Raw genomic sequence first — 26699 nt, forward strand, 5'->3', positions numbered from 1 at the left:
TTTATAAAGGCCGAACAGGGCAGAGCCAGCGGCTATCGTGATCATCGTATAGGTAATTATTTCCTGAATCATACCGATATATAAAATGTTTTTTACTCCGGATTGTTTACAGATGCCCCAGAAGAAATGAACTGACATGTAAGGTCAAATAAGCCAAAAACCACGCCAGTAAAGTCGTATAACCCATCGTAAAAAGCGCCCAGAAAAGTTTCCCCGATTCATTTTTTATGGTTGCAATAACCCCAATACAAGGGAAATAAATCAGGACGAAAATTAAAAACGCCAGAGCTACCGGTACCGAGATCACCTGTTCTCCTTTTTTCGGACCGGATGTATACTGCTCTTTTCGTAATTTCTCCGGCAAACTCAGTGCGTCGTTCGCTTCTGCCTGGTATAAAACGCCCATGGTGCTCACTACAATTTCCTTTGCCGGAAGGCCGGCAAGTAAGCTGATGCTCATTTTCCAGTCGAAACCAAGCGGCTTCATCACCGGTTCAATGACATGCCCGATCCGGCCCAGGTATGAACTTTTCAGTCGCAAAGATTCCTGTTCGGTGACTAAGTGGGCGATCAGTTTTTCTTTGTCGGGCTGATTTCCCGCTTCGACAATTTCGATTTGCTGTTTAATGGAGTCTGTTTCTTTCGTATGTCTCGGGAAATAACCCAGCGCCCAAATAATAATCACGCCAATAAGAATCACCCCGGCTATCTTTTTCACGTACTGATAAGCTTTGTCCCACATGTGGATGACGATGTTCCGCAGGGTGGGGACCCGGTAAGGAGGCAATTCCAGAACAAAAGGAGTTTCTTTGTTTCTGAACAGCGTTTTATTAAAAACCTGGGCGACGATAAAAGCAATCAGAATACCGGAGAAATAGAGACCTGCCAAAACCAAACCCGGATAGCTGGGGAAAAAGGCCGAAATAAACAGGACGTATACCGGTAACCTCGCGCTGCACGACATAAACGGGATGATCAGCATCGTGAGCAGTCGGTCGCCCGGATTACGCAAGGTTCGGGTCGACATGATGGCTGGCACATTGCATCCGAATCCCATGATCATGGGAATAAAAGACCTTCCGTGCAGGCCGAAAAAGTGCATAATTTTGTCCATGATGAAGGCCGCACGGGCCATGTAGCCCGAGTCTTCCATCAGCGAGATGAAAAAAAATAAAATCAGGATGTTGGGGAGAAATACCAAAACACTCCCGGTTCCGTCAATAATTCCGTCTGTCAGCAGGTCGCGAAGCATACCTTCTGCCATGATGTCTGAAACGGTGTTGTTTAAGAGGGCCACGAATTTTTCGATCCAGGTCATGGGGTAATTCCCCAGGCTGAAGGTGGCAAAAAAGGCGCCGAATATCAACACCATAAAAATGGGAAAGCCCAGCACCGGATGGGTCAGAATGTGGTCAATCCGTTCGGAACCTGATTTCCGGTGATTGATTTTTTGCCTGAAAGTCTCTTTTAGGGCTCCGGCAATAAAACCGTATTTGGCATCGGTAATAATGGTTTCGCTGTCTTCGTTGTACAGGGTTTCAATCCGTTTACACTCTTCTTTCGTAATACTTTTTATCTCGTCAAAATTGGGATATTTCGACAGGTTAAAAAGTGTCTCGTTGTCTTTTTCAAGCAACTTAAGCGCCAGGAAACGCGACGAAATTTTATCGGCAATGGGTTTGTTTTTTTTTATTTTCGCCCTCATCCGTTGAATCGATTTTTCAATTTCCACCCCGTAATTGATGTGAATGTGGCGGACAATCGGATCGCGGTCTTCATATACCTCAATGGCCTTTTGAAGCAATTCATCAATGCCTTTTCCTTTTGAGCTGACGGTAGGAATAATCGGTATTCCGATCAGTTTCCCGAGCTTTTGATAATCAAAATGGTTTTGGTTTTTAAGCAGTTCGTCGTACATGTTCAGGGCACAGATGACCTTAATGTCCATGTCAATCAGCTGCGTTGTCAGGAATAAATTCCGCTCCAGGTTCGACGAGTCGATCACGTTGATGACAATATCCGGCGTTTCTTTCCAGATAAATTTACGAACGTATATTTCTTCGGGCGAATAGGCTGTTAGCGAGTAGGTTCCGGGCAAGTCAACCAGATTAAATCTGTAGTCGAATTTTTTAAACGAGGCTTTCTTCGCGTTAATCGTCACCCCGCTGTAATTGCCCACGTGTTCTTTTGATCCGGATAAAAAGTTAAACAGGGTGGTTTTTCCGCAGTTCGGGTTTCCAACCAGGGCAATGTTGATGATTTTTCCCTTTTCATGGGCCGAATGTTTGAGGATCTCTTTATCAATAACGCCTTCGTAACCGGAAATCTCATGCGATTTGAATTCGTGGGGAGAAATAACTTCAATTAAATTGGCCTCGGAGCGGCGTAAGGTGATGTTATAATCCAGAATCTTATACTCAATCGGGCCCTTGAAAGGTGTGTTTTTGATCACTTTCACCTCTTTCCCTTTCACAAAGCCCATTTCCGTAATCCTTTTTCTGAAGGAACCATGCCCCAAGACCTTGGTTATGACTACTGTTTCATTATTTTTAACCTCAGAAAGCCTCACCTGAAAAATCCCCTCTATGCTAATTTAATTTAAATAAAAATAGTCACGCAAAGATATCTAAGTTTTCAATATAACTTAAAAAAAACCTAAAAAGCCGGTTATACTTTGACCATTCCTTTATCTTTGTATGCTTATAAAATGATCATGGAAGGAAACAAGAACCTTAAAAAGATACAGGAAGCCATTGATTCTTTGCCGGATAATTTCAGTATTCTGGAAGAACAGATTGATGTGGACCTTCAGATGGAATATTTTGATTATGCGAAGGACAAGCGAAATAATGAAGTGATTGACGATTTCGCTGCTGCCGAGCAGGAATTGAATGCTCCGGGTGCATCTGTCGAGCAAAAGAAGCAATTGTTGGTACGCCTGGCCAGTCATGATCATGTGGACGCTTTCCGGATTATTGAGCGGTTTCATAAAAATAATGAGGATGTTTTAAGAGACTGGGCGGTTTTGGCTTTGCAGGAAAGCCGTATGATTTTGCAAAGTTCACTGCTGGGCGAACAGCAGGTTTTTATATCAACCGGTCTGGGTGGTAAAGGAAAAACAATCAGGTACTTCATCGCGTTAATGAAAAACGATGTTGAAGAAGCTTTTACCGACACGCAGCGGAAGGTAGTTTCGAACGAATTTCAGTTTTTTTTAAGTAAAGTTGAAGGCGAACTGGAAGAGATCAGTTTTCAGGAAGGCCTTGCTTTTGGCTTATTCCTCTTTCCTTTAAAAAAGAATTTACAGGAAATCTTTAAATCGTTTATCGACGAATGTAATCAATACGGTAATTTTTTGCGTGAGGATGTCATAATCACCAATGTGAAAAAACTGACCGTTCAGGAGATCAAGGATTTTTTGGATAACCAATCTGATGAAGAGGATGAGGATGAATACGAATACGAAGATGGAGATGATGAACAAGATGAAGAATAAGATTAACCTGGCTCTCCAGGTATTGCCGCAGGCTGAAGGGATCGACAGTTACGATCTGGTTGATCTGGCGATTGCCGAAATTGAAGCATCCGGTTTGAAGTATAAGGTTTGCCCTTTTGAAACAGTTATCGAAGGAACCTATGATGAGGTGATGGCTTTGGTGAAACGGGTTCACGAAGTTCTGGAAAAAAAAGGCACACAAAAATTAATGACGTATATCAAAATACAAACTGTATTTCAGTCAGATGTGACCATTGATGATAAAATGGCAAAATATGAGGCTGAAAAAAGTTGATTTTGTTTGATGTTTGTATTTGAAAAGTATTATATTTGCAGCGCTTTTGCAATGGCCCCGTAGCTTAATGGATAGAGCATCTGACTACGGATCAGAAGGTTGGGGGTTCGAGTCTCTCCGGGGTCACCAATAAAATAAATCCGCAATTGATAACCAGGCAATTGCGGATTTTTTTATGGATCAAACCCCCTAACACTATTTTCGGATCAATCGGAATTTCTGTGGGGCACGATTTTTATGCATAGATGTTTGCTAAGCGGAATTTTATTACAACAACCAGCCAAGATCATCGATATCGGCTTACCTATTTGATAGCGGTTATTGAGCGTTTCATCGGCCTTTTTATGCGCTTTTCAAAACCTCTGTTTTACTTTGTGATCGCCGGAATGAGGCAGGTTCGGATCATGTGCAGGTGTCGGTTGAACTCCATTTGGTCCACTTCCCCCTGTTTGCGAAAATCTATCAGGTATCAGTATTATCGATAGGAAATTAGAGAACTTATCCCTCAGCTTCCTGTTAAAAATGACAAAGCAGATTAAAAGCTAAAAAGGTTTTAAATTCTGTTTGTTTTTTGATAACAGTTGGGAGATCGTATACAGAAGAATGGGATGAGGGCTAATAGTCGTTTTATACAGATCATTAAATCGGAGAAACCGGTGTTGGTTGATTTTTATGCTGATTGGTGTCAGCCATGCAAACAAATACAGCCTGTTTTAAAAGATATGAAAAATGCGTTTAAAGAAAATATCCGCATTCTGAAGGTAAATGTTGATCAGAACCCATTAATTGCCAATCAGTTTCAGGTGAAAAGCATACCTACCCTGATTTTATTTAAATCGGGAAACATAAAATGGACAAACGAAGGATTTGTGCCCGGACCGGAACTGGCTGCTGTAATCAGTCGCTTTCTGGCTGAATATTGATCTCATCACGACTTTTCTTGTTTTTCCGGTAGTCGAGCGGATCGTAGCCGGTTTGCCGTTTGAAAAAAACCGAAAAATAACCGGCCGATTCGAACCGGAGTTGCCCGGCGATTTCTTTTACCGATAAGCTGGTTTGTTCCAATAATTCACGTGCCAGTTGAATCCTTAAATGGATAAGATACTGACCGGGTGAAACTCCCGTGTATTTTTTGAAAAAACGGCGGAACCAGGAATAACTCATGTTCAGTTCGCCGGCAACCTGTTCGGGCGCGATGTTTTGGCGGACTTTTTCTTTCATCATCACGCGGGCTTTTCCGATAAGCTGGTGCATGTAATCGTTTCGGATGTCTTCGTTCCTTTTTTCATAGTGAATGATACCCAGTATCAGGCTAACCAGTCCGGAAAGAAGTTGCTGACACCCAGGCCGTTCGTGCCGGGCAACGATAAGCGCTTCCTGAAAAAGGCCGATCAGCTTTTCCTGGTAACCGAGGTGGATTACCGGCGATGCTTTGGTGAAAAACCTTCCGCTCATTAGTTGCTCCATGTTTTCTCCTCTGAATCCGATCCAGAAGGTATTCCAGCCTGTTCCCCCTTCAGGGCGGTAGGTGTGCCATTCATCCGGGAAAAGCATAAACAAACTGCCTTCTTCCAGCAGTACCTCCTTTACCGATGAGGAACGAAACATCCCGCGTCCTTTACTGATATATACCAGTTGGTATTCATCCAGAATCCTCCCGTTGGCAACACTGAAAAAGTAAGCTGCCGAATGACCCCCGGTGGGATATTCGCTGTTTGGGGGAACTGCCTGATAGCCGGTTGTCGTCACAGTCAATCCCCATGGCAAATCGGTGGCCGACACCGGCGGATAGTAAATTTCGCGGACGGGCGGTACTTCATTCATACAGTCGGATTTTTAGTAATCAATTTGTGTCAAAATTTAAAGTTTTATGATCAGATTTCAAATTGATTTCGGTTTAAATAGTTTATAAATTGCCACAACCTGTTTGAAAGGATAAAATCAAAAATAGATAAAATGAGTAAAATTGGGTTATTTGGAATTGGTCTTGATGTGTATTGGGCACAATTCGACGGCTTAAAAAACCGGCTGGAAGGATATCTCTCGGAAGTGGAACAGAAGTTAACCAGGCCTTACGTGGAAATTATGAATTTAGGTTTGGTTGATACCAGCGATAAAGCCGAAGTTGCCGGTCATCGGTTTAGGCAGGCCGACGTGGATCTGATTTTCTTATACGTAACCACTTATGCCTTGTCGTCGACTGTTTTGCCGGTTGTTCGCCGGGCCAAAGTACCGGTCATCATTCTGAACCTGTCTCCGGAGCCTGCAATCGACTACGTCCGGTTTAATCAAATGCAGGATCGCCAAAAGATGACAGGCGAGTGGCTGGCATATTGCTCTGCCTGTCCTGTGCCCGAAATTGCCAATGTGTTTAAACGCGCCGGGATCAGATTTCACCAGATTACCGGCATGCTGCACAACGATCCGGTTTGCTGGGACGAAGTGTCGGAATGGATTGAAGCAGCCCGTGTGGCCGGCGTCATGGAGCACAACCGCATGGGACTGATGGGCCATTATTACAGCGGCATGCTCGATATTTATACCGATTTGACCTTGCAGATGTCAACATTTGGCGGTCATATGGAAATGCTTGAAGTGGACGAACTGGCGGCCGCCAGGCACGAGGTAACGGCTGCCGAGATAAAAGAAAGGCTTCGTGTGTTTAAACAGGAATTTGATGTACAGGAAGATTGCCTGCCTGACGACCTGGAAAGCGCCGCGCGGACGTCGGTAGCGCTCGATAAGCTGGTTGACGAAAAGAAGCTGGGTTCGATGGCTTATTTCTATAAAGGAACCGGAACGCCGGAAAATGAAGAAGTAATCAGCTCCGTAATTCTTGGAAATTCGCTGCTTACCGCCCGCGGAATCCCGGTTGCCGGCGAGTTTGAGGTGAAAAATGTGCAGGCGATGAAAATCATGGACAGCTTTGGCGCAGGCGGTTCGTTTACAGAATATTACGCGATGGATTTTAACGACGATGTGGTGCTGATGGGACACGACGGCCCCGGACATATCGCCATGGCTGAGGGAAAAACAAAAGTACGTCCCCTGAACGTTTTTCACGGGAAGGTGGGGAAGGGTTTGTCGGTAGAGATGAGCGTGAAACATGGTCCGGTGACCCTGCTTTCGGTTGTTGACGGCTGTCAGGGCAAATTATTGCTCCTGGTAGCAGAGGGGGAATCGGTTCCCGGTCCGATTCTCGAGATCGGGAATACCAACAGCCGTTACAAATTTCCCGTCGGGGCGCGTACCTTTGTGAATAACTGGAATCAGTACGGCCCGGCACATCACTGCGCAGTTGGGCTTGGTCATATCTCATCGAAGATCAAAAAACTGGGCGATTTGCTGGAACTGGAAGTGGTTCAGGTTTGCTGAGACTCTTCTTCTTTTATGAAATGGTAAAAAGTTTCCCGGATGGATTGAAGAAACTTTTCTTTCATCATGATTTTCATGTTCTTTGCTTCTGCATATCAAAAGCAAAACATGGTTCACACAGAAAAGGAACAAAAGAGAGGACAGCTTGGCTTAATCATTGGGATTATTTTAATCGCGTTCAACTTACGTCCGGCAATCACCTCGGTGGGGCCGTTGGTGACAACGATTCAGGACAGTCTGGGCATCAATAACCTGGAAGCCGGATTTTTAACGACGATTCCACTGATTGCTTTTGCTTTGTTTTCTCCCTTTGTCGCATTAGCCGGCCGTCGTTGGGGAAATGAACGAACTTTGCTGGTTGCCCTGGTGATTCTTTCGGTCGGTATATTTGTTCGTTATACTGAAAATATTTGGATACTTTACATCGGAACGCTGGTCATTGGTTCGGGTATTGCCGTTGTCAATGTACTTCTTCCAAGTATAGTTAAATCTGATTTTCCAGCTAAAATTGGTTTGATGACCAGCTTTTACACCACCGCGATGTGCGGAATGGCAGGTTTGGCCTCGGGGCTGAGTGTTCCCCTGGCCGAAAATGCAGGCTTAGGCTGGAAGAATACGCTGCTGGTTTGGGGGTTACTGGCTGTTGCCGGAGCCTTGGTATGGTTCCCCCAAATACGGGTAAAACATGGAACTGAGGCGAACCGGAAAAAACGCCAACCCGGCCAATCGGTATGGAAATCGGGTACGGCCTGGTTCGTGAGCGCTTTCATGGGACTGCAGTCGTTTGTATTTTATTGTCTGATTGCCTGGCTGCCTGCCATCCTGCACAGCAAGGGGATGAATAACCAGACAGCAGGCTGGATGTTGTTGTTTGTCCAGTTTATTGGCCTGCCTGCCACCTTCTTTTCTCCCATTATTGCCACAAAGCTGAAAAAGATGTGGCATTCGATTGCTGTTATCGTGTTCCTAAATTTGGCAGGTTTCAGCGGTTTGATGTTTTGTAATGGCGACACCTGGCTGGTTCTTAGCATAACCGTGGTGGGTTTATCCACCGGCGGGAGCATCAGTATCGCCTATATGATTATCAGCACCAAGGCCAGGGATTCATTTCATGCAGCCGAACTCTCTGGTATGGTTCAATCAGTGGGTTACTTGCTGGCGGCTTTCGGACCGGTTTTGCTGGGATTCTTTTTCGACCAAACCGGTTCCTGGCTGGTCCCGGTTTTAATCATTCAGTTGGCCAACCTGTTGATGTTGTACTCCGGGGTCCGTTCGGTAAATCCCCGGGCAGTGATTCGTTAAGCGACACCGGGAACGGTTGCTCCCGGGTAAATAATCGGCAAATCGACGCCAAATGGTCGTTCTTTTTGGTCCCGACTGCTAAAAATGGACGCACTTGTTTTTTCTAATTTTGCAAATGATTAGTTTTACACCTTATCAGACCAACACCAGATTAAACATGAAGTATTTAGTTTATCCTCTTTTTATTCTTTCAATCGGTTTTACCAATCTGAACGCACAGGAGCGTTACCTGGAAGAAATTACTGATTCTGTCGGATTTGAAACGTTCACCTACATCGAGAAGGCGGGTGAGCAGTTGAAACTGGATGTTTATACTCCGGCTTTTGACGGGGAATCGGGGCGTCCGGTGTTCTTTTATGTTCACGGTGGCGGATTTTCCGGCGGAACGCGCGATAGCGAAGGAATTAAGACTTTTTGCTCGAAGATTGCACGGCGCGGGTACGTGGCGGTTTCGATCTCTTACCGCCTTACCCGGAAAGATACGGAAACCAAGTTTGGTTGCGATTGTCCGGCCGCCGAAAAGCTGGCTACTTTTTCAGCAGCCGTTGAAGATGTCCAGGATGCCACCTATTTTCTTATTGAGAACCGCGAAATGTTTGGGATCAATCCGCAACAAATCATTTTGGCGGGAAGCAGCGCCGGGGCCGAAGCAATATTGAACGCCGGTTACGAGCCGCCTTATTGTTACGGGCTGGATTCGGGGCCGGTGTCGTACGCGGGACTTGTTTCTATGGCGGGGGCCATTCCCGATACGGCCAAAATCTATGACGACTCGGCCATTCCCTCCATGTTCTTTCACGGAACCTGCGATAACCTGGTGCCTTACGGTACGGCATCGCATCATTATTGCGATGAGAAGAAGCCGGGCTTCCTGGTATTAAACGGGTCGCAGGCTATTGCCGAAAAACTCCGGCTGCTCGGAAAACCTTACTGGCTGCATACCACCTGCGGAGGCAATCATGCGCTGGCCGGAACGCCCATGACGGCGTATTTTGAAGAAATGATGCAGTTCTGTTACGATTTTGTCTTGCAGGGACGAAAAGACCAGATCTATACAATTGTCCCCGGCGAACATGGCTGCGACTATCCGGCATTCAATTATTGCCGGGATGGAGACGAAACGAAAAGCAGTTCAGGATTATAAGCGAAGCAGTTCGGTATTCCTGTTTCAGCATAAAACAAAAATAAAACGGATGAAGAATAAATTATTCCTGATGATGTGTGCACTGACTGTCAGTATAATAAGCCCGGCGCTTGATATAACGGTTATGACCTATAATATCAGGTACAACAATCCCGGAGACGGAATTAATGTTTGGCCCAACAGGAAGGGCGATGTGGTGGAATTGCTTCGCTCGCGTAAGCCCGATGTATTTGGTTTGCAGGAAGCCTTGCTGGGGCAGATTAATGATATTGCCTCTTTTATGCCTGGTTATGACTGGGTGGGGGTAGGACGCGACGACGGTGTGAACCAGGGCGAGTATGCTCCGATTTTTTATAATTCACAACGTTATCAGTTGAAACTGCAAGGCTGGTTCTGGCTCTCCGAAACCCCCGATATCCCCGGCAAGGGTTGGGATGCCGCCTTGCCCCGTTTATGTACTTATGTATTGCTCGAAGATTATGACACCCGGACAAATTTCTGGATATTCAATGCTCATTTTGACCATCTGGGCGAAGAAGCCCGAAAAGAATCGGCCCGGCTGATCCTGAAAAAGATCCATGAACTGAATAACGATAAGCTCCCGGTAATCCTGACCGGCGATTTCAATGCCGCCCCCGAAACCGATCCGATCCGGATTCTCGAACGAAGGCTCAATGACAGCCGGCAGAAATCGGAAACTGAACCAGGCGGACCGGAGGGCACCTTTAACGGTTTTGATTTTAACAGCCCGCTGAAAGACCGGATTGATTACATCTTTGTCAACCGGAAAGTGACTGTCACAAAATACGAAGTATTAACCGACTCAAAAGACCAGCGTTATCCTTCCGATCACCTGCCTGTTTTGGCAGAACTCACGTTGAAATAGTTTTTCATGTCAGCCAACCGGGCTCATGTTTTGAACCCGGTTTTATTCAGGTTTCATCCCGGGAAGTTCACAAAATCGTTCATAAGCTTTATCCCAGAGATCATCCGATTCGGGTAAAAAATTCAGTACGTTAAATGAGTTGCGGACCAGCCGGCGCATTTCAGTCAGCGAGCTCAGGTATCCCAGCGCTTTGGCCTGCATCAGGATATTGCCCGTGGCCGTCGCTTCGGTTGGGCCTGCAACAACAGGCAATCCGGTGATGTTGGCAGTTAGCTGGTTCAGAAAATGATTGTTTGACCCGCCGCCGATAATGTGAATTTTTTCAATGGGCCGGTCGTTGATTGTTTTTACCTGATCGAGGATGTATCGGTATTTCAGCGCCAGGCTGTCGTAGATACAGCGGATGATTTCGGCATGAGTGGCCGGTTGGCCTTGTCCGGTTTCCTCGCAATAAGACGACACAGCCTGGGGCATATCTCCCGGGTTCAGGAAACGCGTGTTATCCGGGTCAACCATAAACCGGAACGGTACCGCCTGTTGCGCCATCTCTACGATTTCGGTCCAGGCATAGTCAACTTCTTTTGCCCAAATCCGGCGACACTCCTGGATCAGCCACATGCCCATAATGTTTTTCAGGAAACGGGTTGTGCCTTCAACACCGCCTTCGTTGGTGAAATTCAGGGCTGAGGTTTTTTCCGAGATGATTGGCCGCGGGGTTTCGATCCCGAAAATCGACCAGGTACCCGAACTGATGTAAGCGAAATTGTCATCATCGGCAGGAACCGAAGCAATGGCCGAAGCCGTATCATGCCCGGCAACGGCAATAACCGGAATTTGGGCTGAGCCCGTTTCTTCGGCGATGTCGCGGCTTAAGGGTCCAATAGGTTGTCCGGGTAAAATAATATCGCCGAGGATGGACCGGGGGATACCCGCTTTCTCGAGCAGGGAGCTTTGCCACTCGCAGCTCCCGGGTTTAATCATCTGGCTGGTGCTGGCAATCGAAAATTCGGTCCGGGCCTCGCCCGAGAACAGGTAATTCAATGCATCGGGCATAAAAAGGATGCGGTCGGTTATTTTTAGCAGCGGACTATCGTTTTTTACCATCGAAAACAGCTGGAACAAGCTGTTGAACTGCATAAACTGGATGCCGGTTTGCCGGTAAACTTCTTCTTTTGGAACCAACTGAAACAAATCGTCCATAGCCGTGTCGGTGCGCGAATCGCGGTAAGCAAAGGGTAGCGACAAAATCATGCCGGTTTTATCGAGGTGGACAAAATCCACCCCCCAGGTATCCACAGCGATAGATTCCGGCTGAATACCGTGTTCGGAGATACATTTTTTCAATCCTGTTTTCAGCTCGTTGAATAAACTGAAAATATTCCAGTAAAAATGACCGTTGATTCGTTCCATGCGGTTTGTGAACCGGTGAATTTCGGTCAGGTTTAGCTTATCGTTTTCGAGTGTTCCCAAAATGGCCCGGCCACTGGACGCGCCCAGATCGAATGCCATAAAATAGTGTTTCTTCATACAATTTTACCTTGTTCTGTTTCAAAATAAGCAGACCGCCGGTTTATTTTTATCCTGCTCTGTCCTGTTGCCCGGGGTGGTATTCTTATTTTTTCAGGTGTTTTTTTGCAAAATGAAGGTATTGTTGCCAGTCGAATGGCGTGATGTCGTGCGGGCCGGTGCGGATGTGGTAGCCCACAGTACCCCATACGGGTTCGTCGGGTCCGGGCATTTGTTGGGCCGGCAAACCCTCCAGCCCGTATAGTTCGTAAACTGCCGAGGCCAGTTTTGCCGACAGGAATTCGCCTTTCGGGTCGGCCCACAAGTCTTCGCTGGCGCTGGCTATGTAAAGCGGTCGGGGTGCAACCAGGGCCAGCAACATGTGCTGGTCAACCGGCAGTTCTTCTTCGTAATCGCTGTATTTTTTAAAGTTGCCGTTAAACCAGTGCGGGATTTTGGCATTGATGGCTGCCACGGTTTCGCCGAACTTCCGGCGCGACAAGGCTGCTCCCATGCAGCCGGAGTTATTGGAAATACACATGGCAAAGCGGGGGTCTGAAGCGGCTGCCCACAAGGCGGTTTTTCCCAGGCGGGAATGTCCGAGTACGATCACTTCATCCGAATTCACCCGGTCGTCGGTTTCCAGGTAGTCCATGATGCGCGAGAGCCCCCAGGCCCAGGCGGCAATCGAAGCCCATTCGTCGCTGCGGGGGCGCGTTTGCCCGTTGGCGTAAAAGAACGGATGGATACCGTCGGTAAACAGATCGCGGTCGGGGTCAACATCGCCGTAGTAGGCGGTGGCCAGCCCAAAACCGGCGTCGATAATCATTTCAACGGGCCAGCGCGATTCTTTGACTCCACGCGACTGTTCGGTAATCTGGTTGTGGATGATGCCCAGGGAGGGGTTATCACGCACCCAGGATTCGGTGAGGCGGATATTGGGGTCATTCAGGATGGTGTGGTTGCCCAGGAAGTTATAACCCAGGAATACCGGAACCTTTTCCTGACCGACAGGGCGATAGATCAGCAAGCCAATGCTTAATTCACGGTTGTTTTTTTTGAAGACCAGGTCGACTTGTTTGCGGACGGCTTTCCCGTTCAGGGCCATCGCCGAATCTTCAAATATCCTTACCTCTGTGATTTCGAGCTTGCCGGGAATTTTTCCGTACACCTCCTGCTCAAACAGCTGCAACAGTTCAGGTTTTCTTTTTTTCTCCCATTGGCTGACCCGTTTGATCTTTGCGCCGTTTTTGGTTTCAAGAATCGGAGGAAGTTTGTATTCCGGAACTTTTGCTTCGTCGTAATTGACATCGGGATTTTGCGCAACCACGAGGGTTGAGGCGAAAAGAAAAATAAGCGTGATCAGTTTGTTCATGGTTGGAAAAGATTGGTTTGACGTAGTTGGTTTTACGACATTTAGCTGTTTTCAGAAGATGAAATGTCAGTTCCTGTTTTTCATAAATCGGGTCATCAGGTTTTTAAAATCATTCAGGTTTTCTACCTGCCCCATCAGACGGGACATCAATGAAGGGGAGTTCAGGTTCAGCGTGTAAAAATCGGCCACGCCCAGCTGTATCGGATAAACCAGGATATAACTGTTTTCCTGAAAATATTTGTTCAGGTAAGCAGGTATCTGGGCCATCATTTCTTTATACGACGGGTGCATTTCCCGGCTCATGATGATCACCAGGTTATCATCTTCCCGCACGCTCCGGCTTAAAATCAGAAAGTCGTCCCAATTGGTGAAGAGGTTAAACTCGGCATCGATACTGTGTTGTTCCTGCATTTGTTTCATAAACGCGCTGGTGTTTTTGGAAGCATAAAAAACCAGTTTGGCCCCGGTATTGATGCCGATGTTCCAAACGCGCAGCAGCCAGAAGAAAAAACCGTAATCTTTCTCAGCGTTTTCAGGAACAATAATCATGTGTCGTTTAATGGTTGACAGGGGTTGATGAGGTTTGTAAATTAAGGTAGTCGTATTGCATTTGGTCAGGATTCCTTCGGTGAGGTTGCCCAAAAATGAATCGGAAATTCCTTTTTTCTCGTGAAGCCCGATAACCAGATCGGTGATTTTCTGCTCTTTCACTACGGCAGATATCCCGTTTACCACGTTCAGGTCGTAGCGGATCAGCGGTTCCATGAGGTTGTCGGATGCCGCGGCTGTTTTAACCGCCTGTTCGGTGATCTTCCGGGCTTCTTTTTCCGTTTTTTCATTTACCTGGCCGCTGGTAATGATGTTAAGGGCAACCAATTTCCCCTTTTTCTTTTTCGTTTTTACTGTCGTACTTAAGTGAACCAGTTCATCGACATTGGCGGCGTTGCTCAAGGGGATCAGGATCCGTTCTTCGGTGTCGTGCTGATCATCGTCTGTGCTGGTTTCGCTCGTGGCCAGGTTTTGCGCCCCTTTTTGGGTGACAACCGAGGCGATGGTACAGGTAACCAGGATCATCAGGATGGTCCCGTTCAACACGCTTTCGTTTAGCAGACGGATGGGTTCACCGGTTTCGGTTTCGCCAAGGATCACGTTATACCCGACCAAAATAGCCGCCAGGGTAGCCGCCGCCTGCGCCGAACTGAGCCCGAAAATTAACCGGCGCTCATCGGTGTTAAAATGGTATATTTTCTGGGTGATCCAGGCTGCTGCAAACTTGGCAACTATGGCCACCACGGTCATCGTTACGGCCACCAGGATGGTATCGAGGTCTTTAAAAAAAGTTTTGAAGTCGACCAGCATACCAACGCCAATCAAAAAGAAGGGGATAAACAGGGCATTCCCGATGAATTCAATCCGGTTCATCAGGGGAGATGTTTGCGGAATCAGCCGGTTGAGCGACAAACCTGCCAAAAAGGCCCCGATAATTGCTTCAATACCGGCAACCTCGGCCAGAAAAGCGCTCAGGAATACCATGCCCAAAACAAAAATATATTGCGAGACATTATCGTCGAAACGTTTGAAAAACCACCTGCCGATGATTGGGAATCCCAGCATCACGATTAAACCAAAAGCGATGATTGACAGGCTGAGCCTGATCCAGAAATGATTGTCGATAGTTCCGGTTGACATGCCTACAATCACGGCCAGTACCAAAAGGGCCAGGGTGTCGGTGATCATCGTTCCGCCCACAACAAAGCTCACTACCCGGTTTTTCACCACTCCCAGTTTGCTGACAATCGGGTAGGCAATAAGCGTGTGCGAAGCAAACATACTGGCTAACAGCACCGAGGTTAATGGCGAAAATTGAAGGATAAAGATTCCGACAACGATGCCTAATCCCATGGGGATCAGAAAGGTGAGCATGCCGAATACCAGGCTTTTCCCGCTGTTCTTCTTGAATTCGGCCAAATCAATTTCGATGCCTGCCAGGAACATGATATAAAGCAAGCCCACGGTGCCAAACAGCACTACGCTACTGTCTCTTTGCAGCAGGTTCAGTCCATTGGGGCCAATGATTGCCCCGGCCAGAATCAATACAATTAAATGAGGGATGCGGATTCTGTTTAGCAGAATAGGCGAAAAAAGAATGATAAAGAGTATCAGGGTAAAGATTAATACCGGATCTTCCAGTGGTAACTTTAGGTTAAATATGTTTGCTGGTATCATCTTTAGTTAATTTTGTTGAATTTATTATTTTCCGGAGCAGGCGCCTGTGCCGGAAAATAAACCCAGGCAAGGTACTAATTTCTTTTTTTACTTTAAATTTTGAAGCGGTCATAAATTCTGCCTGTCCGAAAACAGCCGGTCAAGAGCAATCGTATTTTAATTTTTCTAAATTTGCTGCACCAAAGATTGATTATATTGATAGTGACCCATTTATTAGCGAAAAAATTGGTTTCCGATCTTGCGATGCTCACGTTCATTACAACAATTTCTGGGTGTCAACTGCAGATAAATAAGGATGAAATTGATAATTGGATCAAATATTCGGGTTTTGCTTTTTCTGGTTTTGTTGTTAGCTGGAGGAGCAAGCGCCCAAACAAACCTGTCTCCCGATCAAATTAAATTTGTACGGCAGGGAGTGCGAAGGTTCATCTTCGATGACAGTCAGAAAATACTCCTGGCTGGTTTATACCCGGCAGAAATCATCGGGATGTCTGCCATGTATCCTACTACATTTTATTCCGGGTTTCACCCCGATATTCAGGTGAAAAATAAGCAGTTGCTTGTGATGTCGGGAGAAGAATCGCAAACCTCCGTTTGGTTTGGCGGGTTCAATCCTTTTGCAACCTATACCATCGACCTGGCATCGTGCACGGGGGAGGGCGAAATTGGGTTCGAGTTTACCGATCCTGAAAAGACGGAGCAGTTTTTTGTAACCCTTCGATATAACAACAAGCATATTTTGGATGCAACCCAAAAGTATGTTTACAATTCCAGGGAAATTGTAAAAGGGACAATACTTACAAACAGTAATGGACTGAGCAATATCGAAGGGAAAATCATCCTGCAAATGCTCGGGAGCGGGTTTACGTTGTTCATTCAGAACGACGGCCTGCCTGTACCCGTTGCGCAATCCGATTTTGCACAATTTGTCGATTTGCGGAAAATGCAATACATGCAGTCGTTCCAGTCAAATTTGTACCTGGCAATTAGCAAAGGAACTCTGTGCATCAATAAAGTTGAATCGGCACTGAGCCCGGGGATGGGGTTGGCCGACATCAGGGGCATCACCTGTGAAAACGGCGAACCCTTGCTCGACCAGGGGCGATTATGGTACACCATGAGCATCAGGGGCCGTGCGCTGCCCCATCATATTCAGGGGGTTTTCAGTTTGAACCCCACCGTGTTCGACCTTCGGTTTGAAGGGGTAATTTTGTTCGACCGGGAAGATGGCTTACTCCGAAACGAAGTTGCTTCTCATATTTTTTATGACCGGAATGAAAAATGCTGGAGAGGGCTGACGACAGGTTTCAGCGCTTACGCCAATCCGGATGAGAAGAAGCAATTGCTGGCTGTTGAGAGCAAAACTGATCCCCGTTTTGGTTTTTCGGTGATGCGCGCTACACCATTTGGAATGGTTGGCGATTTTGAAGATCCCCATATTTTATACGATTCGGATGCGCAAAAATGGCGGATGCTGGCATGTGAAAACAAAAATGGCTACAAAGCGATTATGCTTGAATCGGATGACTGGAATAAAAACTATCAGCAAATAGCAGGTCCGGTAGAAAACAATTCGACCGGGACGTCTATTCAGCAAATTGGCGACAAGCAGTATTGTTTCTCCGGCAGCCAAGACCGGAAAATCTACATTTATTCGTATCCCGATCTAAAAGAATCAGGCACTTTATCAATGGATTTACCTCCCTGGGACGAAACATCGGGAACAAGGGTCTGGCCCAATGTGGTTCAATTGCCCGAAGGTCACTCTTTTCGGTTCGTGGCGCTGATGATGGACCGGTTCAATTACCCCGGACTAAAAGGCCCCAATTGGACCTATGGAGCATTGTACCTTTATCACGGGTTTGAATAATTGCATCGGGCACTTAAACCAATGATTTATTCGTAAAAGAAATCTATTGATCCGTTATTGCCGCAGGATTGAAAATGATCCGCTCAATTGGCTTCCGGCAAAATACCCCCCGTCATTCATCAATTTGTAATCGGTTTGTTGTATGCGATGCAGTAATTTTATACCCGTATTCAATCAAACCAATTGCAATGAAATTACACCAACTGCTTATCGCTCTTTTGTTACTGATCTGTCTGCCTTTCGGGGAACTGCTGCATGCATCGATCCCTGTAGATGCAGAAAATGAAAACAAAGCGCTTGCTTTCCCGGGCGCTGAGGGCGCCGGTAAGTTCGCTACCGGCGGACGTGGCGGGAAAGTCGCTGAAGTAAAAAACCTGAACGACTCCGGCGAAGGAAGCTTGCGGGAAGCGCTGAAGCAAAAAGGGCCCCTCACCATCGTGTTCCGTGTTTCCGGGACCATCGAACTGAAATCGGAACTTGAAATCAAAGAAGATCATCTGACCATTGCCGGACAAACAGCCCCGGGCGACGGTATTTGCATCAAAGGATTCCCGGTGGTGATTAAAGCCGGCAACGTGATCGTACGGTTTATGCGGTTTCGCCTGGGCGACATCAATAACGTGCAGGGCGATGCCCTGAGTTGCCGGAACCAACGTAACATCCTGATTGACCACTGTAGTTTCAGCTGGGCTACCGATGAGTGTGCTTCGTTGTACGAACTGCATCAATCCACCATCCAGTGGTGTATGATTTCGGAGAGCCTGAACAGTTCGGTACACGAGAAGGGAGAGCATGGTTACGGAGGCATTTGGGGAGGCGATACGGTGAGCTTTCATCATAACCTGTTTGCACACAATACCAGCCGTAATCCACGGTTTAACGGGGGCCGCTACAATGTGCCCTGGACCGATCTGGTCGATTTCCGCAATAACGTGATTTATAACTGGGGGAGTAACAGCGTTTATGCCGGTGAACGGGGAATGCACAACCTGGTGGCAAACTACTATAAACCGGGGCCTGCGACCTCGGAAAAAACAAAAAGCCGTATTTTCAATGTATTCAGATCTTCGGAGCGATTCCCTTTTGGTCAGTTTTATATTGCCGGAAATGTTGTTGAAGGAAATGTGCCGGTGACTGCCGATAACTGGAATGGCGGGGTCGACCTGGATGAGGGCGCCGTGCTGGAAGAAGTAAAAGCAGCCGCTCCCTTCTTTTTTGTACCGATTGCTGAACAAACGGCCGAAGAAGCTTACGCGTCTGTGCTCGGGGCGGTTGGCGCCAGCCTGGTACGCGATGCGGTAGATCAGCGGATTATCGCGGAGGTGAAAAACGGAACCGGCACTTACATGGGGCCGCGCAGCCAAAAACCCGGCATCATCGATTCGCAGGATGATGTAGGCGGGTGGCCCGAACTGAAGTCGCTGCCTGCTCCCAAAGATCAGGATCGTGACGGTATACCCGACGCCTGGGAGAAAAAGAACGGATTGAACCCGAAAGATGCTGCTGACGGCCGTCAGTTCGGTTTAAGCCGGGAATATACCAACCTCGAGGTTTATTTAAACGGATTGCTTGAAGGAGTAAACGGCTATAAATAACCGAAATTTGACTAAAAATCAACGAACGGATTAACCCAATGTTTTCAATGAAATCAGTCATATTCATCAGCTTATTGCTGACGCTTTTTACCAGACTTGCGGTTGCTCAGGTCGGGTACGAGATGGTGGTTGCCGCCGATGGTTCAGGAGATTATCAAACGATACAGGACGCGGTGAATGCCACCAAGGCCTATCCGGACAACCGGATCACTATTCTGATCAAAAACGGCGTTTATCAGGAGAAAGTCCGGGTCTATTCGTGGAACCCCCTGCTCACCTTAAAAGGTGAAAGTGTTGAACAGACGATCATCACCTTCGACGATCATTTTACAAAGATCGGACTTGGACGCAACAGTACCTTTCATACCTACACTTTAAAAGTAGAAGCGAATGATTTTGTGGCCGAAAACCTGACCATCGAAAATACAGCCGGCCCGGTTGGGCAAGCCGTGGCCCTGCACGTGGAGGGCGATCGCTGTCAGTTCCGCAATTGCCGTATTACCGGAAATCAGGACACCTTCTACGGCGCCGGCGAAAAAAGCCGCCAGTATTTTCGCAACTGTTTTATTGAAGGAACGACCGACTTCCTGTTTGGCGAAGCAACCGTGGTGTTCGATTCGTGTACCATCCACAGTAAAAGCAATTCGTATATCACCGCTGCCAGTACGCCGCAGGGCAGGCCCTTTGGCTTTGTATTTATGAATTGCACGCTTAGCGCAGATCCGGGAGTCGATCGGGTTTACCTGGGCCGTCCGTGGCGCGATTACGCCCGGGTGGTGTTTCTGAATTGCGAAATGGGTGCGCATATTTTACCCGGGGGATGGGCCAATTGGTCGGGAACAGGACGTGATCGGACCGCCTATTATGCCGAATACGGAAGTACAGGAGCAGGCGCCCTGGTGAACGAGCGGGTGGAGTGGTCGCATCAGCTCAGTAAAAAAGAGTTGAAATCATATCGTCTTGAACAAATTTTTAGAGCCGGAAATCAATACCCGGACAAGGATAACTGGCTTCCCTGATTCGGAATATTGGATTTAGCGAGAAAAGATTATAAAATACAGATTAAATGTTGATCACATGAGAAGGATTACGTTTTTATTTCTGATGCAGTGCCTGTTTGTTTTTTTTACAGCCTGTAACCCTGAGTTGAAGGAGAAGCAGCCGGACCTGGACTTGCCGTTTGATATGCCCGAGGTGGAGAAGCCGGTGTTTCGTGCCGATACGTTTAATATTGTTGATTACGGCGCGGTAGATAACGGAAGTGTGCTGAATACCGGCGCTTTTGCGGCAGCCATCGATGCCTGTGCGCAGGCCGGAGGGGGAGTGGTGCTGGTACCGGGCGGATTGTGGCTAACGGGACCGATCACCTTAAAAAGTCATGTAAACCTGCACTTGCAGTCCGGAGCCCTGATCCAATTTACCGGCGATGCAGAAGAATATCCCCTCGTCGAATCATTTTACGAAGGAGTGCGTGCGATACGTTGTCAATCTCCGTTAACAGGAAGAAATCTGGAAAATGTAGCAGTTACCGGGCAGGGTATTATCGACGGGAACGGCCAGTACTGGCGTCAGGTAAAACGCGAAAAGCTAACCGACAGCCAGTGGAAAAAGCTGGTGGCTTCAGGTGGAATTGTGCATAACGATAACCGTTGGTATCCTTCCGAAGGTTCGTATATAGGTAATGAACGGCGGGAATTGCTCCCGCAAGAACAAACCATGGATAACATGGCCCCGTTCAGGCATTACCTGCGTCCGGTTATGGTCAGCCTGGTAAATTGCCGGAAGGTGCTGCTCGAAGGGGTGACCTTCCAAAACTCGCCGGCCTGGAATGTGAACCCGCTGATGTGCGAACATATTACTTTGCGAAACCTGACGATCCGTAACCCCTGGTATTCGCAAAACGGCGACGGGCTTGATTTGGAATCCTGCCGGATCGGGATCGTGGAAAATTGCAGTTTTGACGTGGGCGACGATGCGATTTGTATCAAATCGGGCAAAGATCAACAAGGCCGCGAACGCGGAATGCCGACCGAGTTGTTTATTATTCGCGATTGTGTGGTGTATCATGGGCATGGCGGTTTTGTTGTTGGCAGCGAAATGTCGGGGGGCGTGCGCAAAATGTTTGTGACCAACTGCACCTTTATTGGTACCGACTGCGGCCTTCGGTTTAAAAGTACGCGCGGTAGGGGCGGAGTTGTGGAAGACATTTACATGGAAAATATCCGGATGTCGGATATTCCGACAGAGGCGATCCGCTTTAATCTGTTCTACGCTTCCAAATCGCCCTCCGAAGATCCCCTGACGGGTGAATTGTTAGTCGAACCTGCCCCGGTGACCGAAGAAACGCCGGCATTCCGAAATATCTATTTCAAAAATATTGTTTGCGACGGCGCCCAGGTTGCCCTGTTTATCCGCGGACTTCCGGAAATGCCGGTGACCGGGATCCACCTGGAAAATGTACACATTAAATCAAAAGAAGGAATTTACAGCCAGTTTGCCGATCATATTCAGGCGAATCGTATTCACCTCGATATTGAAAGCAAACACGCGGTTTCGGTATATAAAACGACAAACATGACATTTACCGGTTTTAATGTAAAGGGAAATACCGGGGAGTTGGTTTTGGTGAGTGATGAAGATTCCCGAAACCTGCATTTTCAGGAGGAAGAAAAATCACCTAATTGAATCTGATTTCCGGATCTTTCCCGGTGAAACGGGCAAACAGGTTGGCTGAGTGTTCAATCAGTTCCCGTTCACCGGAACGAAGTGGGCGGAAAAGTTCGGTCTCAATAATCGTTTTATTTTTCTTTGTCGTTCTTTTCCACAAGCCGGTAACCTGTCCGTTGATGAGAATCACGGGTTTGAAAAGTCCGTTCGATGAAATAACTTTTTTCAGTTCGGCTGAAGGGAGGATAGCGCTCCGGTCTTTGTAGCTGATGATAAATTCGTCATAAGCAGGCAGTAAGCAGGCTACGTTTTTATGATTTTCAAAATAAGTTGCCGATTGATGAAGCCAGTACGGCTGTGAATGAATGGTTTCGGGGATGAGTTGCTTGTTTAGCATTTCGATTCCGCCTCTGGCATCTTTAACCGGTAAGCCCGACCACCAGACAAAATCTTCGAGCGTTGCCGGTCCGTGGCTTAAGAAGTATTTTTCGGTAAGCGCCGCAATGGCTTCGTTCCGGTCAAAGGGCTTCGTTTTCGGCGCCCTGTTTCTGAGCAGGGAATAGGTGGTTTTGTTTTCGTTGTTGGCGCCGTTGCAAATTAATCCGTCTAATTCGGCCGAAAGAAGAATATGGGCTGCCCGGTTGTTGTCCGATGTTTTGATTTGATGTCGGGTCAGTTCGGCAATGAGTTCTTCACGCGACAACGATTGATGTTCAGTCAGGGCATTTTCGATAATTCTGCAGCATTTGGCGATGCTTGCATCAGTGAGCTCCAGTTCTTTATGCCGGGACCTCATTTTCGCTCTAATTTGCGGGGCCGTAAGCTCAAGAATCCAATGGATGTCGTCGGCCGAAACCAGGTGCCAGGTAGGCCGGAGCAGGTGGGTGCGGATCAGTTCTCCACGATCGATGCTGTCTTCTACCGAACGTATGGTGGCATCGGGCAACCGAATGCCAACGGCCCACTTCACCATCGCGTAATCCTGCGCCTGCATGGCGCCCATAAAACCAACCAGTTCTTTAGCTGTTTTAAACCGGGCACTGGCAATTTGTTGATTCTGTAAACGGATTTTTGTGATCTCTGCCGAAGTATTCATCTTGGTCTGCATAAATGGTTTCTAACGATTTGTTACGTGGGTTTCGGTCAGAGATTTTTTTTCGGTGTTTAACCGGTTAACGGTTATCAACACCGTTGTACTTTTATTGTTCGCTCCATTTCTCTTTAATCAGGCCCAGGTATTGTTTTGCAAAAACCAGCCCGGTGCCGGTAATGGCCCCCAGGAACGTCCAGATAAACAGGATCATTGAGCGTTTGGGCGCTGATTTTTCCGTAGGAACACGTACCGGATCAATCACGGTTAAAATGGGCGTATCTTCTTTTACCTGAATTTGTGCCTGTTCGAGTTGTTTGGCCAGTTCTGAATAAACCGAATAAGCAATGTTGTACTGACTGAGCAGTTGTTCTTCCTCGGTTTGAGCGATGGCAGTTGATACATTTTTATTGCGGTCGCGGAAAAGCGCCAATTGTCGTTGGATGGTTTCAAATTCAGCCTTTTTCTCATCATACCGGTCCTGGATAAAACGCAGCTGGTCTTCGGCTTTTTCAATCTTATATTTTGTAATGTATTGCTGCAACATGGTCTGTGCCTTATCGGCAACCTGGGCGGCCAGGGCCGCATCGTGAAAGGTGACGCTCAGTGACAAATAACCTTCTTTATCGTTCAGGGCCAGGCTGATTTTTTCCTCCACCTTTTTTCTAACTTCGTTCTGTTCTTTGCTTAGCGATAATAAATTGCTTCCGGGAGCCAATCCTGTTGCCGACTGCTGGTCGGGTTTAAGCGCTTTGACGATCAGTCCGGGCAGACCTAATGTGTATTTTTTAAGATTCCCCAAAACACCGCCTTTTTCGTATTCCGAATAATATTCAAACAGGCTCACGGGCTCGTTTACATCCGGGCAGTCGAAGGGGGTATTCATCAGTTCGAGCTGGAAAGGAAGCGAGTTTAGTATTCGCGGGTATATCACCGGCGACAGCGCCTCCGATGTCCCCATGTTGTTCAGGTTAAACCCGGCCATGGCTGCCAGCGAAGAAAGCCCGCCCAGTTTGGACGACTGATTATTGGCGGTTTGAGGGACAAACGTTGTGGTCACGGTAAACTTGTTGGGCGAAAGGATCGCGATCAATAATCCAAGAACAGCGCCGATGAGGGTATATTTGACAATGGTCCGTCGTCCGTTCCACAGGCTTTTGGTCAGGGCAATCAGGTCAATCTCGTCATCGGTTACTGACTTGGATGATTGCGGTATTGTATTAGGTTTTTCCATGATTATTCAGTTAAAAATCCGTTATACTGTCTGAATTGGTTTGCCGGTTTACCGGAGAACAGCAGACATGGCTACCGCCAGAGACGAAAGGGCGCTTGTTATGGCCAGCCATTTGGCGGTATTGTCGGTTGCTTTTCGTTCCGGTTTCGCCGGAATAACAATCTGACTGCCGGGTTCTACCTGAGGGTATCTTTTCACGATGAAACTTCGGGTAACGTCTGTCGTTCCGTTGCTGTAGACCACGTAAATTTTATTTTTTTTGGCTTCAGAACTAAATCCGCCGCTGCGGTTAATATAATATTTTAAGCTTCTGCCTCTTTCCCAGGCAAGTCCCATCGGGTTCATAATTTCGCCATTCACCCAAATTTCTTCCGATTTCATCGGAATGTAAACCTGGTCGCCTTCTTTCAAAAAGTAATCATAAGAAGTACCCGGATTCCTTAAAATATGGGATAATTTTAATTCGAGATTCTCATAATTGGCCGACATGTCAATTTGTATGGTAGAATCTCTGGATTCTTTAATCCGTTGTATAACATCGAGTTGGCTTCTATATTGTTCATCGATTCGGCGTCGCAGTTTCGCTCCGCCGGTGAACGCGTAAGGCGTTAATCCGCCGGCCCGGCTGATTAAATCGGAGATGCGTTCATTTTTATCGCTGATGCTGTATTCGCCGGGAAACTGAACTTCGCCGGTAACCTGGACTGTTTTCTGAGCTTGGTAAGAGGGCGCCTTCCGAATGTAAACCTGGTCGAACGCTTGCAGGAGGAAGCCGGCATCTTCGTCAGACAGTTTCAGGTCCCGGTCAATCTTAAACTGGTACAAGGAAGCCATTTTACTATTAATGGTGCTGGCTTCTTCCTTGGTATTCCGGCGGGCTACTTCGATATAGGATTCACTGGCCGCTTCTTTCATTCCTCCCGAAAGAAAAACCAGGTCTTTCAGCGACATGTTTCGGAAAAATCCATATTCGCCGGGAAACATCACTTCGCCGAGGATGCGGATGGTTTGCTTTTCGCCCATGCTGAAAATATCCCGGATGATCACCTGGTCTTCGCGTTTCAGTAAGGGATCGTCGATTCCGCTAAACAGATCGCCCAGGTTGAAAGGGATGGTGGTTGGAAATAACTGTTCATCCAGACGGATAATCAGACCCCGCGGGGCATAAAAGTCTTCGCGCAGGCCACCGGCCTTCCCGATCAGTTGCGATAATTTCATATTTTCTTCGAGGGCGTAGGTTCCGGGGCGGAAAACAGCTCCTTCGATGCTGACCCGGTTTTCAAAGCGGTCGATTACTTTTTCGGACCTGACCTGGTCGCCGTTTTTCAGGGGAAAACTGTCAAAATGGTCTTTTTCGAGGTCGACCAATTGGTATTGGTTGTCGGTGTAGCGGGTGATTAATAACCTTGATGAAGCGGCTTCTTCGCTGAACCCTCCTGAAAAGCGGATTAAATCCTGCATATTTTCATCGTCTTTCAGTTCAAAAATAGCCAGGCGTTTAAAAGAGCCAAATGTTTCTACCCGTTTGTTGTATACCGGTATATAAATGATATCCTGATCACGCAGCGAAATATTATTCTTTGTATTGAAGTTAAGCAGGTAATCGTAAACATCGATTTCGGCAAAAAGCTTGTTGTCGCGGATCACGCGGATGTTTCGGAATGAGCCGTTTTCGTTCGGGCCTCCGGAAAGGTACAGGGCATTAAAGGCCGATGCGGTAGAGGGCAGGGTATAGGTTCCCGGGGCAATGGCTTCGCCGATCACATTTACTTTAATCGAACGCATGTTGCTGACGCTGACATCGGCAAAGGTGTTTGGATAGGCGCCACCCATGCCGTTATAGATCGCAGTCAACCTTCTTAGCAACAGGTCTTTAGCCGTGGAGTAGTTTAGGTTGGCCACATTGACAGGTCCCAGGTCAGGGATGTTTACAGCGCCGTTCGATCCTACCTGTAACAGGTAAGTCTGTTGGCTGGCTCCCCAAACCTGGATAACCACTTCGTCGCCGATCCCCAACACATAATCGGCAGGAACCGCGATGTTTACCGATGGTTCGAAGGTTAGATTTTCCTGGTTAAACAGTTGGTACCCAAAAATCTTTTGATTCTTCAGAGATACCTCCTTCAGATTCTTTTTAAGTTGATCGGTCGAATCAGCCTTACTGGTGGTGTCGGGCAACTCTGCTGTTTTCGGTGATATTTTTTGCATTTTGCCGGCAGAACCCTCGTCAGCGCTAAGTTTCATTTTTTGCATCCGTTGGTACAACTGATTAATTTGCTGTTGTGTTGCACCTCTTGCTTTTGCCAGTTCAACAGCCTGATCCATGGTCAGCCCGCGTGAATTGATTTCGTTCATGATTTGTTGGATCTGCTGATCGGATAGTTTTTCAACCCTGACCGAACTTACTTCGGTTTGCGCAAAAGTGAACGTTGAAAATCCACACAGCCAGACCAGCATGATTACACCGATAATTTTTTTTGACATGATGTTGTATTGTTTGAACATGGTTCTATCAGTTAACTGCATTTTTTTATTTTTTGTTGCAGGGCAAAGATACTTTATCACTATTATCCGACTAACATGCAGATTTGAGATTTTTGATCTTTAATTGCATGATAATCAATTGTTATTATTTCTA

At 47.1% G+C, this 26699-nt stretch carries 19 protein-coding genes and 1 tRNA gene; 12 read left to right on the forward strand and 8 right to left on the reverse strand.

The window, feature by feature from the left end; translation table 11 throughout:
* Positions 1–106: 106 nt before the first annotated feature.
* Positions 107–2569: a ferrous iron transport protein B gene (gene feoB, locus AC6H3C_RS08100; protein WP_497520232.1), complete on the reverse strand. Its 2463-nt coding sequence runs from the start codon at positions 2567–2569 to the stop codon at positions 107–109.
* A gap of 144 nt (positions 2570–2713) precedes the next feature.
* On the opposite strand from feoB, the gene AC6H3C_RS08105 reads away from it, so the two are divergent.
* The 4 genes from AC6H3C_RS08105 to trxA all read left to right on the forward strand — a co-directional run bounded on the left by AC6H3C_RS08105 (position 2714) and on the right by trxA (position 4714).
* A complete protein-coding gene (locus tag AC6H3C_RS08105; protein WP_497520233.1) occupies positions 2714–3496 on the forward strand; it encodes a hypothetical protein in 783 nt (260 codons plus the stop codon).
* Positions 3450–3791 (forward strand): thiamine-binding protein, encoded by a 342-nt coding sequence (locus AC6H3C_RS08110; RefSeq protein ID WP_497520234.1) that lies wholly within the window; start codon positions 3450–3452, stop codon positions 3789–3791. Before AC6H3C_RS08105 ends, AC6H3C_RS08110 begins: the two co-directional genes overlap by 47 nt.
* 53 nt (positions 3792–3844) lie before the next feature.
* Positions 3845–3920: transfer RNA gene (locus AC6H3C_RS08115), tRNA-Arg, on the forward strand.
* Positions 3921–4399: 479 nt separating this feature from the next.
* The gene (trxA, locus tag AC6H3C_RS08120) at positions 4400–4714 is read left to right on the forward strand and encodes a thioredoxin (RefSeq protein ID WP_497520235.1); all 315 of its coding nucleotides are present in this window, start codon (positions 4400–4402) and stop codon (positions 4712–4714) included.
* Here the strand turns inward: trxA and AC6H3C_RS08125 are convergent.
* A complete protein-coding gene (locus AC6H3C_RS08125; RefSeq protein ID WP_497520236.1) occupies positions 4689–5615 on the reverse strand; it encodes an AraC family transcriptional regulator in 927 nt (308 codons plus the stop codon). The genes trxA and AC6H3C_RS08125 overlap by 26 nt on opposite strands.
* A gap of 132 nt (positions 5616–5747) precedes the next feature.
* Between AC6H3C_RS08125 and AC6H3C_RS08130 the strand changes: the two genes are divergently transcribed.
* The 4 genes from AC6H3C_RS08130 (at position 5748) to AC6H3C_RS08145 (ending at position 10498) form a co-directional block, all read left to right on the forward strand.
* A complete protein-coding gene (locus AC6H3C_RS08130; RefSeq protein WP_497520238.1) occupies positions 5748–7166 on the forward strand; it encodes a hypothetical protein in 1419 nt (472 codons plus the stop codon).
* A 108-nt stretch (positions 7167–7274) separates the two neighbouring features.
* Complete coding sequence (locus tag AC6H3C_RS08135; RefSeq protein ID WP_497520239.1) at positions 7275–8468, forward strand: CynX/NimT family MFS transporter; 1194 nt, start codon at positions 7275–7277, stop codon at positions 8466–8468.
* A 157-nt stretch (positions 8469–8625) separates the two neighbouring features.
* On the forward strand, positions 8626–9612 hold the full coding sequence (locus tag AC6H3C_RS08140; RefSeq protein WP_497520240.1) for an alpha/beta hydrolase: 987 nt from the start codon (positions 8626–8628) through the stop codon (positions 9610–9612).
* Positions 9578–10498, forward strand: a complete 921-nt coding sequence (locus tag AC6H3C_RS08145) for an endonuclease/exonuclease/phosphatase family protein (protein ID WP_497520241.1) — start codon at positions 9578–9580, stop codon at positions 10496–10498. Before AC6H3C_RS08140 ends, AC6H3C_RS08145 begins: the two co-directional genes overlap by 35 nt.
* A 42-nt stretch (positions 10499–10540) precedes the next feature.
* Here AC6H3C_RS08145 and AC6H3C_RS08150 read toward each other — a convergent pair whose 3' ends face one another.
* From AC6H3C_RS08150 to AC6H3C_RS08160, 3 genes are all read right to left on the reverse strand, one after another.
* The gene (locus tag AC6H3C_RS08150) at positions 10541–12025 is read right to left on the reverse strand and encodes a rhamnulokinase (RefSeq protein WP_497520242.1); all 1485 of its coding nucleotides are present in this window, start codon (positions 12023–12025) and stop codon (positions 10541–10543) included.
* A gap of 85 nt (positions 12026–12110) precedes the next feature.
* Complete coding sequence (locus AC6H3C_RS08155) at positions 12111–13379, reverse strand: glucuronyl esterase domain-containing protein (RefSeq protein ID WP_497520243.1); 1269 nt, start codon at positions 13377–13379, stop codon at positions 12111–12113.
* A gap of 66 nt (positions 13380–13445) precedes the next feature.
* Entirely contained in the window at positions 13446–15605 is a 2160-nt protein-coding gene (locus tag AC6H3C_RS08160; protein WP_497520245.1) for a cation:proton antiporter domain-containing protein, read from the reverse strand.
* Between the two features lie 295 nt (positions 15606–15900).
* On the opposite strand from AC6H3C_RS08160, the gene AC6H3C_RS08165 reads away from it, so the two are divergent.
* From AC6H3C_RS08165 to AC6H3C_RS08180, 4 genes are all read left to right on the forward strand, one after another.
* Positions 15901–17475, forward strand: coding sequence for a hypothetical protein (locus tag AC6H3C_RS08165; RefSeq protein ID WP_497520246.1), 1575 nt, complete (start codon positions 15901–15903; stop codon positions 17473–17475).
* A gap of 188 nt (positions 17476–17663) precedes the next feature.
* The gene (locus AC6H3C_RS08170) at positions 17664–19070 is read left to right on the forward strand and encodes a pectate lyase family protein (protein WP_497520247.1); all 1407 of its coding nucleotides are present in this window, start codon (positions 17664–17666) and stop codon (positions 19068–19070) included.
* 47 nt (positions 19071–19117) lie between these two features.
* Positions 19118–20089, forward strand: a complete 972-nt coding sequence (locus tag AC6H3C_RS08175; RefSeq protein ID WP_497520248.1) for a pectinesterase family protein — start codon at positions 19118–19120, stop codon at positions 20087–20089.
* A 58-nt stretch (positions 20090–20147) separates the two neighbouring features.
* The gene (locus tag AC6H3C_RS08180; RefSeq protein ID WP_497520249.1) at positions 20148–21755 is read left to right on the forward strand and encodes a glycoside hydrolase family 28 protein; all 1608 of its coding nucleotides are present in this window, start codon (positions 20148–20150) and stop codon (positions 21753–21755) included.
* Here AC6H3C_RS08180 and AC6H3C_RS08185 read toward each other — a convergent pair.
* The 3 genes from AC6H3C_RS08185 to AC6H3C_RS08195 all read right to left on the reverse strand — a co-directional run bounded on the left by AC6H3C_RS08185 (position 21748) and on the right by AC6H3C_RS08195 (position 26587).
* On the reverse strand, positions 21748–22845 hold the full coding sequence (locus AC6H3C_RS08185) for a winged helix DNA-binding domain-containing protein (RefSeq protein WP_497520250.1): 1098 nt from the start codon (positions 22843–22845) through the stop codon (positions 21748–21750). The two genes, AC6H3C_RS08180 and AC6H3C_RS08185, sit on opposite strands and share 8 nt — an antisense overlap.
* 91 nt (positions 22846–22936) lie before the next feature.
* Entirely contained in the window at positions 22937–24061 is a 1125-nt protein-coding gene (locus AC6H3C_RS08190; protein WP_497520251.1) for a Wzz/FepE/Etk N-terminal domain-containing protein, read from the reverse strand.
* Positions 24062–24109: 48 nt separating this feature from the next.
* Positions 24110–26587, reverse strand: a complete 2478-nt coding sequence (locus tag AC6H3C_RS08195) for an SLBB domain-containing protein (protein ID WP_497520252.1) — start codon at positions 26585–26587, stop codon at positions 24110–24112.
* Between the last annotated feature and the right edge of the window lie 112 nt (positions 26588–26699).

This window comes from Gaoshiqia sp. US2 (assembly GCF_059705485.1).